The sequence below is a fragment of the Sphingomonas sp. genome, assembly GCF_025353885.1.
Classification (GTDB): Bacteria; Pseudomonadota; Alphaproteobacteria; order Sphingomonadales; family Sphingomonadaceae; genus Sphingomonas_O.
In genome coordinates this window covers 1-14,968 of record NZ_JANXNX010000092.1, presented here as the reverse complement: position 1 = coordinate 14,968, position 14,968 = coordinate 1, and the positions used below count along the sequence as shown (strand labels likewise).

Here is a 14,968-nt window from a genome sequence, read left to right as displayed (position 1 = left end):
CCCTTCATGGGCGACCGCGTTGTGACGGACATCACCCCCGGACTTGTCCAGGAATACCGCGTCCACCGGATGACGTCGCGGATCGACAAAAAGACCGGCCTGCCCAAGCGGCCTTCGCGGTCAACGATGCATCACGAAATCATCGCCCTGCGGCATGTCCTCAAAACCGCGAACCGCCACGGCTGGCTTCCCTATCTGCCGGACATTTCGGCACCCTATAAAATGTCCGGCAAGATCGCCCATCGGGCTTGGTTTTCGCCCGAGGAGTATAAGGCATTCTACAAGGCGACCGGCGAGCGCGCCAAAAACCCGAAAAAGGAACGCTGGCGGTCGGCCTGCGAAGACCTGCACGACTAAGTTCAAGCGCCTTCGATGCTTCAATCCATTGTTCTGCCATGCTTCAATTAGGCATTGGCTGGCCTTGGTTACAAGGCGAACCGACTGTCGCTCAAACTCCTTGTGCGTTTTTGAAAGGAAGAACGGTCGCGCCGATCCGTAGCGCATCAAGGTGATCGCTCCACCATTGCGTCATTGCGACGCGCTCCGGCCAATAAGCCCCCCGATGATAAGCTGCACGAACCTGATTTCCGTCAGCATGAGCAAGAGACCGTTCGATTGCATCCGGATTCCACTTACCGCTTTCGTTTAGTAGGGACGAAGCTGTCGAGCGGAATCCGTGTGCTGTCATTGTGTCCGCGCCATAGCCCATACGACGCAGTGCGCCGTTTATTGCGTTTTCGCACATCGGCTTCAATCGTGAGCCAAGTTTTGGAAAGACGAAGCGTCCATCGCCGCTTAGGGCATGGGCTTCACGTAAGATTGCTATGCCTTGCTGCGATAAAGGCACGCGATGCGGCTGGCGTTGTTTCATGCGCGCCGCCGGAATTACCCAGACCGCGCCGTCAAAGTCGATTTCGCTCCATTCCGCTTGCCGGATTTCGCCCGGTCGCTGGAAGACATGCGCGGTGAAGCGTACGCTGTCAGATTGGGAGGCAGCACGTAGCCCCCGGTTTGCCGGTGCTATTCGTCGGGTATCCTCATATCTCCGGGAGGTCCGCAAGGCCCAGCCTAACCTTATGGTGTCCCCGGTATGAGTAATCTAACTCATCGCCAGCGGGTCAAGGTGAACGCTGCCCTCGCGATCATCCACGGCAACGGCCACGATGCCAGCGCGGTATCCCGTCAGGCCAAAGCCTCCGCACTTAACGGCATGAGTTTGCAACAGGGATACGAGGCTGCGCTAAACAGCTTCCTTCAAAGCAATCCGACGTTGGCCAATGAGATTGCACGCACCATCGCAGTAATCGGTGCTAGCGATGATGCCACGGTCAACAGCTACGATCAGGCAATCTCGGAGTTTAACGCTACGGGCAGCACGTTAGCCATGCAGGCCATGATGCCCACCATGGCCAAGGACAGCGTTGCTCTTGCCATTCGGAATGGGGAGATAACCGCTGAGGACGTAGGCAACGGGGGCTTGGAAACCGCGCTTGGCTTCGCTCCATCGGAAGCGATGATGGCAGCGGCTATGACCCCGGAAGCGGCCCCGGCGAGTGCCCCTGTGACAGCGCCAGTCGCTCCGGTGGCACATACCCCCCAATCGGTCGGTCAGGCGTCCCCAGCCAACAATTACAACAAGACAGGGGAAGCACTGAAATCGTGGATTGGCTTGCCCATGGCGTATGTAGCGGCTCAGGAAGTTTCAGCGCCTAGCTAGGCGGCTCCACCTTATTCCCGGGCACTGACGAAAGATATTTCTTAAGTACGAAACTTGGCCCTTTTCCGTTGGTTAGATGCAGATGATGCTTTCAACTGTACCCTATGCTCTTGTTGTCGAAGATGATCCTATCATCATGATGGAGACGACCACATCCTCGAAGATGCGGGTTTTCGCGTTTATGAAAGCTTCGACGGCGACGAGGCGATAGCCCATCTTGAAAAGCACTGGGAAAGCACTGTGTTGCTTTTCTCGGATGTTGATATGCCCGGAAGCATCAACGGGTTTGCCCTAGCGCGGCACGTGGATGAGCATTGGCCGCTGATAGAGATTGTCATTGCCTCTGGGCATGGGTCTCCCCGCACGGGTGACATACCCGAGAGGGCAACCTTTATCGTCAAGCCTTTCAACAAGCTGATCGTTCACGAGCACCTCAATAAAATCCTGCCCGATGACAAAAAGCCGGAGCCATTAAGAAGGCAGTATAGACCCCGAAACCCGCTAGCTTCCCAAAAGGAGGCTAAGCGGGTTTTTGGTTAAGCTGCCACCTTGAACGCCGGGAACTTGGCAAACTCTCTTACAAGGGCTGGCATGGTGTTGCTGCCATAATGACGGCTTTGCCCCTGTGGTGCATGGCCTTGCATGTAATCTGCTGCCCCCTCGGCAATGTCAGCCTCCCGGCAAATTGTTTTGAAGGTATGCCGCCAAGCATGATTGGGCTGCAATGCAACGTCCGTAACGCCAATGGTGCGGACCCAAGCGGCTAATTTCATGCCCACCCTTTTATATTGGCCCCGGGCCATCCCCGTTCGCTCTAGCCCGGGATCGTAGAACAATGGCCCGTTGCCGCTTGCCTCCACGGCATCAATAAAGCCCTGACTGATAAGATGCGCGTGGATTGGCACGAGGCGAGCCTTATCGGTCTTTATGTTTCCAGCGGCGGGAGTAATGTGAATGGTCCACACTCCCCCAATTTCAGCAATATCTTCTTTCCGTAGCTGAGTTATCTCGTTCACCCTCGCCCCGGTGTAAGCGCAAAGCCACGGCACCCAGCGAACGGCCTTGGCATAAGTTGCCGATGTGCGGACGCTAACGGGACGCAACGCAGCGGCAAGGATTGTGGATTGCTCCGCAGGGGTAAAGTCCCGCTCCCTTAGCTGCACCTTCCTACCTACCCGGACCTTAGCTACCCCTGTCATGGGATTTGCGGGGATGGAAAGCTGATCGACCCCGTAGGCAAGGTCACGTTAGCAGCAGATAGATAACTGCCATTGATCGTTTTAGGGGAGCGCGGCTTGCCCTTAACCGACAATTCCTCCCCCAAGGCATTACGCCAGCCGACAATGTCCGCAGCCTTCACCCGGCTTGCATCGTCATGGCCAAGGTAGCCGACAAGGTGAGCGATGATGGCTCGGAACTGTCTAACTGTTTCTGCCCTGATACCGGGCTGCTTGGCATACCGCTCAAACAAGTCCGTCAGCTTCACAGCTTTTGCAGCCTTGGACCGCGCAGCCTCCTGACGGGCGACCCGAGATTCCTCGATCCATAAAACCTTGGCAGCCGCCACAGCATCAGGGACGCGGAACGCCTCCGGGTTGGCCTCCCTGTTCCACTCGTCTTGCTGGGATGCCTGATAGTCAGCCTCAGCGGCGGCTTCACGGTGTTCGTGCTGATCGCGCTCCCACGCCCCAATTCCTGAGCCGTCATGCTCGGCCCTGTGGATTGGGCAGCAGGGATGACCCCAGCCGCACGCTGCCGCTGGGCGTCGTCTAGCAGCGCATTGGTCCGTGCGGTTTCCTCTTGCGCCCTCCGCTTCCCCTCAGCGGGGTCAGCGGTGCGGAGGGACAGCATCCATTGGGACTTGCCGCCGAAATACAGGCGCAAAGCGAGGGGGATGGGGCGGCGGAAGTAATAGCGGCCTTCGCGCCGTGCTAGATAATCACACATAGGGTCCGTTCCTGTTACCATGGTAACAGTCCCTCGTAAAAAGCCTAGGTTTTCCGTGGTTTTCTAAGCAAATCAATAGCTTAGAAGTCTTGGTGCCCAGAAGAGGACTCGAACCTCCACGACCTTGCGATCGCCAGCACCTGAAGCTGGTGCGTCTACCAATTCCGCCATCTGGGCACAGAGATTGAAGTCAACAAGGTAGGCGGCGCGCTTAGCGGGGGGTCGAAGGCCTTGTCAATGCGCGTGAGGGGCGGGTAGGGCGAGTAGGACTTTTGATGAGGCTTGGTGATGAAAGACCGTTTGGTTTGCGTGATCGGCGGCAGCGGCTTTCTGGGTCGTTATGTCGTCCAGTCGTTACTGCAACAGGGGGCTCGCGTCCGCGTGGTCGCGCGCGATGGTCGAGACGGCTGGTTCCTGAAGACTCAAAGTGGTCTTGGACAAATCCAGTTCGCCTCGGGTGACGTACGCAAGCCCAAGGACATGGCGCGCTGCATCGCGGGTGCCAATGCCGTAGTGAATTTGGTCGGCATATTGAAGGGCGACTTTCAAGCATTCCATGTCGATGGCGCGCGGAATGTCGCAACGGCCGCGGCTGCTTGCGGCGTTCACGAACTCGTGCACGTGTCAGCCATTGGTGCCGACCCGAATAGCCAATCGGCCTATGGCAGGTCGAAGGGCGAGGGCGAACAGGTAGTACGCGCGGCATTCCCAACGGCGACGATCTTGCGTCCATCGATAGTCTTTGGACGTGAGGACGGTTTCGTGAACCGGTTTGCAGACCTGATCCGCATGTTGCCTGTGGTGCCAGTCATTCGTGGCGCGGTGAAGTTCCAGCCAGTCTATGTCGGCGATATCGCAAAGGCTGTGGTTGCCGCACTCTACGATCCCGATCTTCATGGCGGCAAGACATATGATCTGGGTGGTCCCGAGGTTTTGTCGATGGCGGAACTCAACCGCTGGATTGCGGGAGCAATCGGTCGGAGGGTGCCGCTGGTCGAGATTCCCGACGCATTTTCGGCGATCATGGCGAAAGCAAGCCGCTGGATACCTGCCGCGCCCATTACGCAGGATCAGTGGCTGATGTTGCAGTCGGACAATGTGGTCGCGGGCGTCGACGGATTTGCGGCGATGGCGATTGTGCCGACGCCGCTGGAGGCTGTCGCTGATGGCTGGCTGGTTCAATATCGCCGGAACGGACGCTTCGCCGGAAAGACGGTTTGATGTCGCTGCTTACGATCATCCTGCTCGGCATTGTGGAAGGGGTTACCGAATTCCTGCCGGTTTCATCGACTGGCCACTTGATCCTTGCAGGAGAATTGCTCGGCTTTCAGGGAAACCAGTCGGGGACGTTCGATATCGTGATACAGCTGGGAGCGATCCTGGCTGTCGTCGTGCTGTATTTCGGCCGATTTACCGCCGTTGCCGGAGGTTTGCTAAAGCGTGACCGGGGCGCGATTGTCTTCACGCGAAATATTTTCCTCGGCTTCCTGCCGGCGCTGGTGATTGGGGCGATCGCCTATAGGGCGATCAAGGCGATGCTGGAGACGCCGATCATCGTCGCCGTTGCGCTTATCGTCGGCGGCATTGCGATCCTCGTGATCGAGCGGATTGCGAAGCGCGTGACGGTGACCAGCGTCGAAACGATGCCATGGAAAACCGCCCTCGGCGTCGGCGTCGTGCAATGCCTGGCGATGATCCCTGGGATCAGCCGGTCGGGTGCAACGATCATGGGGGGGCTGTCAATGGGGATCGATCGCAAGACCGCCGCAGAATATAGCTTTTTCCTTGCTGTCCCAATCATGGTCGCGGCCAGTGCAAAGGAACTTTGGGAAGCCCGACATGTCGCCAGCAGCAATGACTGGTCGGCGATCGGCATTGGTTTCGTGGTTTCGTTCGTGGTGGCGCTGGCCGTCATTCGCGCCTTTATCACCGTCGTGACGCGCCACGGGTTTGCTCCGTTTGCATGGTATCGGATCGTAGTCGGAACAATCGCCTTGATCTGGTTAATTACAAGATAGGTCCATCGCGGCCTTAATTGCGGCTTTGCAAAACTATTTGTGTTTAAAAATGAACACCATCATCCGCAAATGGTCAGTATTGATGTCATATTAGTCGATTTTGCGTGACTCTCGATATGAAACGAGTCATTTCGGCTGCTGGAGGGCAGATGGCCGATAACCCAATGCTGAAGTTCGTGAACGATCCGCAGTGCTATCCCGCGAAGCGCGAGTCTCCGTTGCGCGCCGAAGATTTTAACGAGATCGCCGCCAAATATGCGCTGCCCAGTGCAAAGGAGCAATCGGCGCGCTGTTCGCAATGCGGGGTGCCTTATTGTTCGGTCCATTGCCCGCTCCACAATCACATTCCCGACTGGCTGCGCCTAACCGCGGAGGGTCGTCTCCGCGAAGCTTATGAGCTGTCGAACAGCACTTCCACGATGCCCGAGATTTGTGGCCGCATCTGTCCGCAGGATCGCCTGTGCGAGGGGAACTGTGTCATCGAATTTTCCGGTCACGGTGCCGTGACGATCGGATCGGTCGAAAAGTTCATTACCGATACCGCCTGGGAGGAGGGTTGGGTCGAGCCTATCGTGCCCGGACCGTCGCGCGGCCAGTCGATTGGCGTGATCGGCGCCGGACCCGCCGGTCTTGCCACCGCCGAATACATGCGAGTCGCAGGATATGACGTCCATGTCTATGACCGCCACGACCGCGCTGGCGGGTTGCTGACCTATGGCATTCCCGGCTTCAAGCTTGAAAAGCACGTCGTCATGCGGCGGGTCGATCGTCTGAAGGCAGGCGGTATCGTTTTCCATGAAAGTTTCGAGGTCGGTCGCGATGCAACGCTTGACGCGTTGCGGGCGAAACACGATGCCATCCTCATCGCGACGGGCGTTTACAAGGCGCGCGCCATTAAGACGCCGGGTGTCGGTGCGCAGGGGATCGTGGAATCGCTGGACTATCTGATCGCCTCTAACCGTAAGAGCTTTGGCGATGTGGTTCCAGAATTCGACGACGGATCGCTCAATGCCAAAGGCAAAAACGTCGTCGTCATCGGCGGCGGCGACACTGCCATGGATTGCGTCCGCACCGCCGTCCGTCAGGGGGCGATCTCGGTAAAATGCCTGTACCGCCGCGACCGCGCCAACATGCCCGGTTCACAGCGCGAAGTCGGCAATGCCGAGGAGGAGGGCGTTGAATTCGTCTGGCTGTCGGCACCCGAAGCGTTCGACGGCACCGACCAGGTTGCGGGCGTTCGCGTGTCCAGGATGCGCCTCGGTTCGCCCGATGCCAGCGGTCGCCGCGCCCCCGAAGCCGATCCGGGTAGCGAATATCGGGTCGATGCTGACCTCGTTATCAAGGCGCTCGGTTTCGACGCCGAAGATTTGCCGAGGATGTTTGGTTCGGCGGACCTCGGCGTGACGCGCTGGGGCACGTTGCGGGTCGATCACAAGACCATGCAGACCAGCCTCGACGGAGTCTTTGCCGCGGGCGACATCGTCCGAGGGGCCAGTCTGGTCGTCTGGGCGATTCGCGATGGCCGCGACGTCAGTGATCACATGCACCGCTATCTCAAAGCAAAGGCAGCGACGACGAGGAAAGCAGCATGACCGTGATCCGCGACCTTTCGGACATCATCCCCGATGGTGTGGGCGAAACCGAACGCGAACGCATCGCGCGCGTCGGCATGTATCGACCCGAATTCGAATCCGACGCTTGCGGAGTGGGGTTGGTGGCCGCCACCGACGGCCGCGCCGGTCGCCGTGTCGTCGCCTCCGCCATCGACGCGCTGAAGGCCGTTTGGCATCGCGGCGCTGTCGACGCCGACGGCATGACCGGCGATGGCGCGGGAATTCACGTCGACCTGCCGATGCCGTTCTTTGCCGATGCCATCATCGCGTCGGGTCACAAGGCGATCGACAACAGCTGGCTCGGCGTCGGCATGGTATTCTTGCCGCGCACCGACCTCGGCGCGCAGGAGACGTGTCGCACGATCGTCGAGAGCGAGATCATCGACGCCGGGTTCGCCATTTATGGATGGCGCCAGGTGCCGGTCGATGTTTCGGTCATCGGACAGAAGGCACAGGCCACGCGGCCCGAGATCGAACAGATCATGATCGCGGGGCCTAAGGCATCGACGACTGACATCGTCGAGTTTGAAAAGACGCTGTATCTGGTCCGTCGCCGGATCGAGAAAAAGGTGATCGAGGCCCAGATTGCGGGTTTCTACATTTGCTCGCTGTCGTGCCGCTCGATCGTCTACAAGGGGCTGTTCCTTGCCGAGAGCCTGTCGGTTTTCTATCCCGACCTGTGCGACGAGCGCTTCACTTCGCGCGTCGCGATCTTTCACCAGCGCTATTCGACCAACACGTTTCCACAATGGTGGCTGGCGCAACCATTTCGCTGCCTCGCGCACAATGGCGAGATCAACACGATCCGCGGCAACAAGAACTGGATGAAAAGCCACGAGATTCGCATGGCGAGCCTCGCGTTCGGCGAACATTCGGAGGACATCAAGCCCGTTATCCCGGCGGGCGCGTCGGACACCGCCGCGCTCGATGCGGTGTTCGAGACCATAGTCCGCTCTGGTCGCGATGCGCCGACAGCAAAGACCATGCTCGTGCCCGAGGCGTGGCAGGACAAGCACGACATGCCGGCCGAGCACGCCAGTATGTACGAATATCTGGCGAGCGTGATGGAGCCTTGGGACGGTCCTGCCGCGTTGGCCATGACCGATGGTCGCTGGGCGGTTGCCGGGCTCGATCGCAACGCATTGCGCCCGCTGCGCTTCACCATCACCAACGACGATTTGTTGATCGTCGGGTCGGAGGCCGGGATGGTCGTTGTTCCCGAAGCGACGATCATTGCAAAGGGAGCGCTGGGTCCCGGGCAGATGATCGCCGTCGACCTGGCCGAAGGCAGACTGTACGACGACCGCGCGATAAAGGACCGGTTGGCTGCCGAGGCGCCCTATGCTGACATGGTCGGCGACTTTCTGACGCTCAGTGACCTGCCCGAGGCGGAGCAATCGGTCGTCTATTATCCGCGCGTCGAACTGATCCGTCGTCAGGTCGCCGCCGGGCAGACCATGGAAGACATGGAACTAATCCTCACTCCGATGGCAGAGGATGGCAAGGAAGCGATCGGGTCGATGGGCGATGACACGCCGCTTGCCGTCATCTCCGACAAGCCGCGCCTGATCAGCCAGTTCTTTCGCCAGAATTTCAGCCAGGTCACGAATCCGCCGATCGATTCGCTGCGTGAGCGTCAGGTGATGAGCCTGAAGACGCGGTTCGGGAACCTCGCCAATATCCTCGACCAGGATTCGGGACGTGATCAGGTCCTGGTGCTGGACACGCCGGTCCTGACCAGCAGCGAATGGCTGCGACTGAAGGAACATTTCGGTCCCGCTGTTGCCGAAATCGACTGCACGTTCGCGTTTGGATCGGGGCAGGAAGGACTGCGCGCCGCGATCGCCCGCATCCGCGCCGAAGCCGAACAGGCCGTCCGCGAAGGAAAGAGCGAAATTTTCCTGACCGATGAACAGGTTTCCGAAGGCCGTATGGCGATCCAGATGGTCATCGCCGCGGCTGCCGTTCACACCCATCTGGTTCGCAAGGGGCTGCGGTCGTACGCCAGCATCAACGTGCGGTCTGCGGAATGCCTCGACACCCATTATTTCGCGGTCCTGATTGGCGTCGGTGCAACGACGGTGAACGCCTATCTGTCCGAGGCTGCGATTGCCGACCGCCATGAGCGCGGGCTCTGCGGCGACGCCACGCTCGAACAATTGTTGCGTCGGCACCAGACCGCGATTGGCGATGGCCTGCTGAAGATCATGTCGAAAATGGGGATCGCGGTGATCTCCTCTTATCGGGGTGGCTATAACTTCGAGGCCGTGGGTCTCAGCCGCGCGTTGGTCAACGACCTGTTCCCCGGCATGCCCGCCAAGATTTCGGGCGAAGGCTATGCCTCACTCTATGTCAACGGGGCGGAGCGGCACGAGCAGGCGTTCGACAGTGCCGTTGCGACCTTGCCCATCGGCGGCTTCTATCGCCAGCGTGCGGGCGGTGAGGCTCATGCCTATTCGGCCCAGCTTATGCACCTGTTACAAACCGCAGTGGGCACCGACAGCTATTCGACCTATCTCCAGTTCGCGCGCGGGGTGCGTGACCTGCCGCCGGTTTATCTGCGCGACCTGTTGGAATTCAATTACGCCAAGGAAGCCGTTGCCATCGACAATGTCGAGGCGATCACCGAGATCCGAAAACGGTTCGTCACACCCGGCATGTCATTGGGCGCGCTCAGCCCGGAGGCGCACGAGACGCTCGCCATCGCCATGAACCGGATCGGCGCAAAGGCCGTTTCGGGAGAGGGCGGCGAGTCCAGCGAACGGTTCAAGCCCTACCCGAACGGCGACAATGCCAACTCGTCCATCAAGCAGATTGCCAGCGGACGCTTCGGTGTGACGGCCGAATATCTCGGCGCGTGCGAAGAAATCGAGATCAAAGTTGCCCAAGGCGCAAAGCCCGGCGAGGGCGGTCAGCTTCCCGGCTTCAAGGTCACCGAATTCATCGCCAAGCTGCGCCATGCGACGCCGGGCGTCTCGCTGATCTCGCCACCGCCGCACCACGACATTTATTCGATCGAGGATCTGGCCCAGCTTATTTATGACCTGAAGCAGATCAACCGTCGCGCGCGTGTCTGTGTAAAGCTCGTCAGTTCAGCGGGCATCGGCACCGTCGCGGCGGGCGTTGCCAAGGCGCATGCCGATGTCATCCTGATCGCAGGGCACGTCGGCGGGACCGGCGCATCCCCGCAAACCAGCATCAAATATGCCGGGACGCCGTGGGAAATGGGCTTGTCCGAAGTCAACCAGGTGCTGACCCTCAATGGGCTGCGTCACCGCGTGAAACTGCGCACCGATGGCGGTCTGAAGACCGGTCGCGACATCGTTATCGCCGCAATTCTGGGGGCCGAGGAGTTCGGCATCGGCACGCTCAGCCTGGTGGCAATGGGCTGCATTATGGTGCGCCAATGCCATTCGAATACCTGTCCCGTCGGTATCTGCGTGCAGGACGAACGACTGCGCAAGAAATTTACCGGTACGCCCGAGAAGGTCATCAATCTGATGACCTTTATCGCGGAGGAGGTCCGTGAAATCCTTGCGCGGCTCGGCGTGAAGTCACTCGACGAGGTGATCGGCCGCACCGAATTGCTTCGTCAGGTCAGCCGCGGCGCCGAACATCTTGACGATCTCGATCTCAATCCGATCCTGGCAAAGGTCGACGCTGACGACGACCAGCGCCGTTTCAATGTCGAGGGTCACCGCAACGAGGTTCCCGACAGTCTCGACGCCCAGATCATTCGTGATGCAAAACCGGTGTTCGAACGCCGCGAAAAGATGCAGTTGACCTATACGGTTCGCAATACCCATCGTGCAGTGGGCACGCGGCTGTCGGCAGAGATCACCGCGCTTTATGGGATGAGTGCGCTGAACGACGGCCATGTCGAAATTCGCTTGCGGGGCAGCGCCGGCCAGTCGCTCGGGGCTTTCCTGTGCAAGGGCATCACGCTGCAGGTGTTCGGCGACGCCAATGACTATGTCGGCAAGGGGCTGTCGGGCGGCTTCATTTACGTGCGCCCGATGGTGTCGAGCCCGCTCGAAAGCCAGCGGAACACGATCATCGGCAACACGGTCTTGTACGGTGCGACGTCGGGCAAGCTGTTTGCGGCAGGTCGCGCGGGCGAACGCTTTGCCGTGCGCAATTCGGGTGCCGACGTGGTTGTCGAAGGGTGCGGCGCGAATGGCTGCGAATATATGACCGGCGGCACCGCAGTGATCCTGGGCACGATCGGCGATAATTTTGGCGCAGGGATGTCGGGGGGCATGGCGTTTGTCCTCGACCAGGACGGCGCTTTCGAACGCCGGGCCAATGGCGACAGCATCGTCTGGCAGCGACTGGCATCGGCCTATTGGGAAACCAAGGTGCGCGGCCTGATTGCCGAGCACGCGATCGCTACCGACAGCAAATGGTCGCATGCGATCCTTGACGACTGGGATCGCTGGCGCGGATCATTTTGGCAGGTGTGTCCAAGGGAAATGCTGTCGCGTCTGGCCCACCCGCTCGACGACGGTGAATTAGCCGTCGCGGCGGAGTAGCATTTCGCCACGCCCGCGTTAAAGCTGGCGGCCCATGTGGCTCATCCACCAATTCCCGCTCTGTCCCTTTTCCCGCAAAGTCCGGCTGCTGCTGGGTGAAAAGGGTGTGGGCTATGAACTCGTCCGCGAAAACCCGTGGGAGCAGCGTGACGAATTCGTCGACTTGAACCCGGCCGGCCGGACCCCAGTGATGGTCGAACGCGACAAGAACATCACGCTGATCGATTCGGTGGCGATCTGCGAATATTTCGAGGAGACGGTCGAGCAGGCCCCGATGATTTCCGGCACCGCGATCAACCGCGCGGAAATCCGCCGCCTGAGCGCATGGTTCGATCAGCAATTCTATGGCGCGGTTGTCAGCCCGCTGATGAACGAGCGCATGCTGAAGCGCATCGTTCACCGCGCATCTCCCGACACCGGCGCGCTGCGCGAGGCGATGAAGGCCGCCAATTCGATGCTCGGCTATGTCGATTATCTGCTCGACCACCGCAACTGGCTGGCGGGCGCGACGCTTAGCCTCGCCGACCTCACGGCGGCGGCGCATATCTCGGTGGCGGACTATCTCGGCGGCATCGACTGGCGCGCCCACGAACAGACGCGCAACTGGTATTCGGGATTGAAGTCCCGGCCCAGTTTCCGTCCGATGCTGGCCGAACGCATGGGCGTGATTGCACCGCCAGCCGATTACGACAAAGTCGATTTTTAATTCGTCACCCCGTATCCTGCCCGTTCAGGAAAGGCATGGCACCAGATTATTTTGCCAGCTTCAGCACCGCGCTTGGCGCGTCCTTGGTTAGGGGCGTCGCCTTCCAGACGATCGTTTTTCGGCCACCGACAGTCCCTGCCCCGTCTTCGTTGTTCTGGCTCACCACCTCTGCATCGGTGTCGAGCGTAAAGACCCCGTTGAGCGATTTCGCGGCTTGGTCGCTGCCGCTCATTGCGCCCATCCCGCCCGCGCTGTTGCTGTTGGCATTGCTGGCAAAGCCGGGTGCCTTCACCCGCACGATGCCACCCTGTCGCAACTCGATGACCACAAACGGAAAGATCGCCTCGGCATCGGCATTGAACGGATAGGTGAAATTATGCGTCAATGTTCCGGTGATCGCATAATCGATCAGGAACTTGCCCTTTCCCTGATAGACGACCGAACGATAGCCAAATTCCTTCGACAGCGCCGCCGCGATGGCACGGTTCCGGGTTTCAGGATCGTCGCCGGGTGTATCCTTGACCGTCGGCGCGGCGATCGGGTGCAGTCGGGCTTGGCCTTCGCGACCGGTGGAAATCTTTTTGCCGGGCGGATCGATGCTCGGTGGCGTTGCGTCATCGGCCGCCGGGGACGTGTCGCCGAACCCCTTCATCGCCGCGCCAGGATCGAGCGCAATGACCTCGCCTTTGTAAGCAAAGGCAAAGGTCCGGTCGGCGTTGATCGTCATGGTTGATACGAACTTGCCCGGGGTTAGCAGGCATCCGACCAGCAGCAATGGCGCGACCGCAATTGTGCAAAGCCGTGCGAGTCCCTCTAAACCGCGACAGATCATCGGTTCCCCCGGTTGGCCTCTGCATACAGCGCGACTGCCGCCGCATTGGATACGTTCAGGCTCTCGATCCTCGGGCTGATCGGCAGGCGCGCGATCAGGTCGCAGTGCGACTTCACGTTCTGGCGCATGCCTTCGCCCTCGGCCCCCAGCACCAGCGCAACCTTGGCCTCGTTAAAGGCCTCACCGATCACGACCGGGCCATCACCGGCAAGGCCGACCCGCCAGAATGTGGCCTCCGCGATTTCCTCCAGCGCGCGCGCCAAGTTGACGACCCGGACCCACGGCACCAGTTCGAGCGCGCCCGACGCTGCCCGGGCCAAAGCTCCCGATTCGGGCGGCGCATGGCGATCCTGCGTGACGATGCCCAATGCGTTGAAAGCGGCCGCCGACCGCAGTACCGCGCCGACATTGTGCGGGTCGGTTACCTGATCCAGTACGACCAACGGCCGCCGGTCGTCGCGCCCGTGCTCGATCAGGTCGCCAATCCAAATGTCCTCGAGCGGATCGACCTCGATCACCAACCCCTGATGCGGCGCGTCGCTTGGAACCATGCGACCCAGGTCGGCAACATCGGCAAAGGTTACCGGCAGGATCGATGGTAACTGAACGGCGAGCGCATCGACCGCCTCGCGCGTGCCCCACAGTTTGCGGACCTCACGTTCGGGATTGGCAAGTGCTGCGATAACAGCATGGCGGCCCCAGAAGCGAATACGCCCCCCGGCAGCCTGTGATGGTCGATGTCCACGTCTCATGGCCGCTCTTTCGCCGGTGTCGCGTTGACAGGCAAGCCCGGTTTCGCCAATGGCACCCGCTCGCTCGTAACAAAGCGTGTGGACAGGTGGCCGAGTGGTTAAAGGCGGCAGACTGTAAATCTGCTCTCGCAAGGGTACGCTGGTTCGAATCCAGCCCTGTCCACCAACGCTTAGTTCCCCGAAATTGGGGACTTAAGCTAGGCCATTAAAGTTGGTTGCTCTGGTGGTTGCAGACGTCGTGTGTAATTTCGGTGTAACACTGCCAGGCAGGTGGGCATCAAGAATGCTTATTGCTTCGTCTATGTGGCTGCCGTGAACGTGCGCGTAGTGGAGCACCATCGCCATCGTTTTATGACCGCTTAGCGCTGTATGGTCGGTAGGTCCGCACCAGCCATCACAAGGCTGGTGATTGCAGTGTGACGCATCACGTGTGGCGTTGCCCTCGTTGGGTCTAAACCAGCACGCCTCACTGCGCGCACGAAAGGTCTAGCCATGCTTAAGCGATGCGAGCTCTTCCCTTTACCACGCCCCGGAAAAACATATCCGCGATTTTCCGGGGCTATTGGGTGTTGACGACGAAGGGCATCACATAGCGACTGCGTAATTGGCTGTTCACGCTCCCCTGCCTTAGCCTTGTCAATCCAGATGCGACGGTGGTCGAAGTCGATCTGGTCATAACGCACCCGAAGGATCTCACTGTGCCCCATCCATCTGACCGGCCCCCACTGAGTGGTCCGTGTTGATTGTTAGTGCATTGTTGCCTCCATCGCCAGTGTCGGTCGGAGGTGGAGCGTAGCGAAACCGGAGGGCGGCAGTGGCGATGGAGCGGCTTCCGGTGCCGGGGTGCGGTA

15 protein-coding genes, 2 tRNA genes and 1 pseudogene are annotated in these 14,968 nt (G+C 59.9%); 9 read left to right on the top strand and 9 right to left on the bottom strand.

What is annotated here, in order from left to right:
* Positions 1-357: pseudogene (locus Q0R02_RS10060) on the top strand (site-specific integrase); the annotation flags it as partial.
* Between the two features lie 91 nt (positions 358-448).
* On the opposite strand, the gene Q0R02_RS10055 reads toward Q0R02_RS10060, so the two are convergent.
* Positions 449-1,060, bottom strand: coding sequence for a tyrosine-type recombinase/integrase (locus tag Q0R02_RS10055; protein ID WP_367271456.1), 612 nt, complete (start codon positions 1,058-1,060; stop codon positions 449-451).
* Positions 1,061-1,123: 63 nt separating this feature from the next.
* Between Q0R02_RS10055 and Q0R02_RS10050 the strand changes: the two genes are divergently transcribed.
* Both Q0R02_RS10050 and Q0R02_RS10045 read left to right on the top strand, forming a co-directional pair.
* The gene (locus tag Q0R02_RS10050) at positions 1,124-1,717 is read left to right on the top strand and encodes a hypothetical protein (protein ID WP_293883047.1); all 594 of its coding nucleotides are present in this window, start codon (positions 1,124-1,126) and stop codon (positions 1,715-1,717) included.
* Between the two features lie 153 nt (positions 1,718-1,870).
* Positions 1,871-2,257, top strand: coding sequence for a response regulator (locus tag Q0R02_RS10045; protein ID WP_367271457.1), 387 nt, complete (start codon positions 1,871-1,873; stop codon positions 2,255-2,257).
* Here the strand turns inward: Q0R02_RS10045 and Q0R02_RS10040 are convergent.
* From Q0R02_RS10040 to Q0R02_RS10030, 4 genes are all read right to left on the bottom strand, one after another.
* A complete protein-coding gene (locus Q0R02_RS10040) occupies positions 2,254-2,733 on the bottom strand; it encodes a hypothetical protein (RefSeq protein WP_367271455.1) in 480 nt (159 codons plus the stop codon). The genes Q0R02_RS10045 and Q0R02_RS10040 overlap by 4 nt on opposite strands.
* A 179-nt stretch (positions 2,734-2,912) precedes the next feature.
* Positions 2,913-3,203, bottom strand: coding sequence for a hypothetical protein (locus Q0R02_RS10035; RefSeq protein WP_293883041.1), 291 nt, complete (start codon positions 3,201-3,203; stop codon positions 2,913-2,915).
* Positions 3,200-3,664 (bottom strand): DUF6538 domain-containing protein, encoded by a 465-nt coding sequence (locus Q0R02_RS13825; RefSeq protein WP_367271454.1) that lies wholly within the window; start codon positions 3,662-3,664, stop codon positions 3,200-3,202. The genes Q0R02_RS10035 and Q0R02_RS13825 overlap by 4 nt, the downstream gene beginning before the upstream one ends.
* A gap of 90 nt (positions 3,665-3,754) precedes the next feature.
* A tRNA-Leu gene (locus Q0R02_RS10030) sits at positions 3,755-3,841 on the bottom strand.
* 111 nt (positions 3,842-3,952) lie between these two features.
* Here Q0R02_RS10030 and Q0R02_RS10025 point away from each other — a divergent pair.
* The 5 genes from Q0R02_RS10025 to Q0R02_RS10005 all read left to right on the top strand — a co-directional run bounded on the left by Q0R02_RS10025 (position 3,953) and on the right by Q0R02_RS10005 (position 12,533).
* The gene (locus Q0R02_RS10025) at positions 3,953-4,885 is read left to right on the top strand and encodes a complex I NDUFA9 subunit family protein (protein ID WP_293883038.1); all 933 of its coding nucleotides are present in this window, start codon (positions 3,953-3,955) and stop codon (positions 4,883-4,885) included.
* Entirely contained in the window at positions 4,885-5,682 is a 798-nt protein-coding gene (locus Q0R02_RS10020) for an undecaprenyl-diphosphate phosphatase (RefSeq protein ID WP_293883035.1), read from the top strand. The genes Q0R02_RS10025 and Q0R02_RS10020 overlap by 1 nt, the downstream gene beginning before the upstream one ends.
* 149 nt (positions 5,683-5,831) lie before the next feature.
* On the top strand, positions 5,832-7,274 hold the full coding sequence (locus Q0R02_RS10015) for an NAD(P)-dependent oxidoreductase (RefSeq protein WP_293883032.1): 1,443 nt from the start codon (positions 5,832-5,834) through the stop codon (positions 7,272-7,274).
* A complete protein-coding gene (gltB, locus tag Q0R02_RS10010) occupies positions 7,271-11,827 on the top strand; it encodes a glutamate synthase large subunit (RefSeq protein WP_293883029.1) in 4,557 nt (1,518 codons plus the stop codon). The genes Q0R02_RS10015 and gltB overlap by 4 nt, the downstream gene beginning before the upstream one ends.
* A 34-nt stretch (positions 11,828-11,861) precedes the next feature.
* Entirely contained in the window at positions 11,862-12,533 is a 672-nt protein-coding gene (locus Q0R02_RS10005) for a glutathione S-transferase family protein (protein WP_293883026.1), read from the top strand.
* Positions 12,534-12,579: 46 nt separating this feature from the next.
* Here Q0R02_RS10005 and Q0R02_RS10000 read toward each other — a convergent pair whose 3' ends face one another.
* Positions 12,580-13,365, bottom strand: coding sequence for a hypothetical protein (locus Q0R02_RS10000; protein ID WP_293883023.1), 786 nt, complete (start codon positions 13,363-13,365; stop codon positions 12,580-12,582).
* The gene (locus Q0R02_RS09995; protein WP_293883020.1) at positions 13,362-14,117 is read right to left on the bottom strand and encodes an RNA methyltransferase; all 756 of its coding nucleotides are present in this window, start codon (positions 14,115-14,117) and stop codon (positions 13,362-13,364) included. Before Q0R02_RS09995 ends, Q0R02_RS10000 begins: the two co-directional genes overlap by 4 nt.
* Positions 14,118-14,197: 80 nt before the next feature.
* Between Q0R02_RS09995 and Q0R02_RS09990 the strand changes: the two genes are divergently transcribed.
* Positions 14,198-14,283, top strand: a tRNA-Tyr gene (locus Q0R02_RS09990).
* A 193-nt stretch (positions 14,284-14,476) separates the two neighbouring features.
* Here Q0R02_RS09990 and Q0R02_RS09985 read toward each other — a convergent pair.
* Complete coding sequence (locus tag Q0R02_RS09985; protein ID WP_293883018.1) at positions 14,477-14,824, bottom strand: tyrosine-type recombinase/integrase; 348 nt, start codon at positions 14,822-14,824, stop codon at positions 14,477-14,479.
* Positions 14,825-14,863: 39 nt separating this feature from the next.
* Positions 14,864-14,968: integrase catalytic subunit (locus Q0R02_RS09980; RefSeq protein ID WP_293879742.1), on the bottom strand; the 105-nt coding region annotated here is incomplete at its 5' end.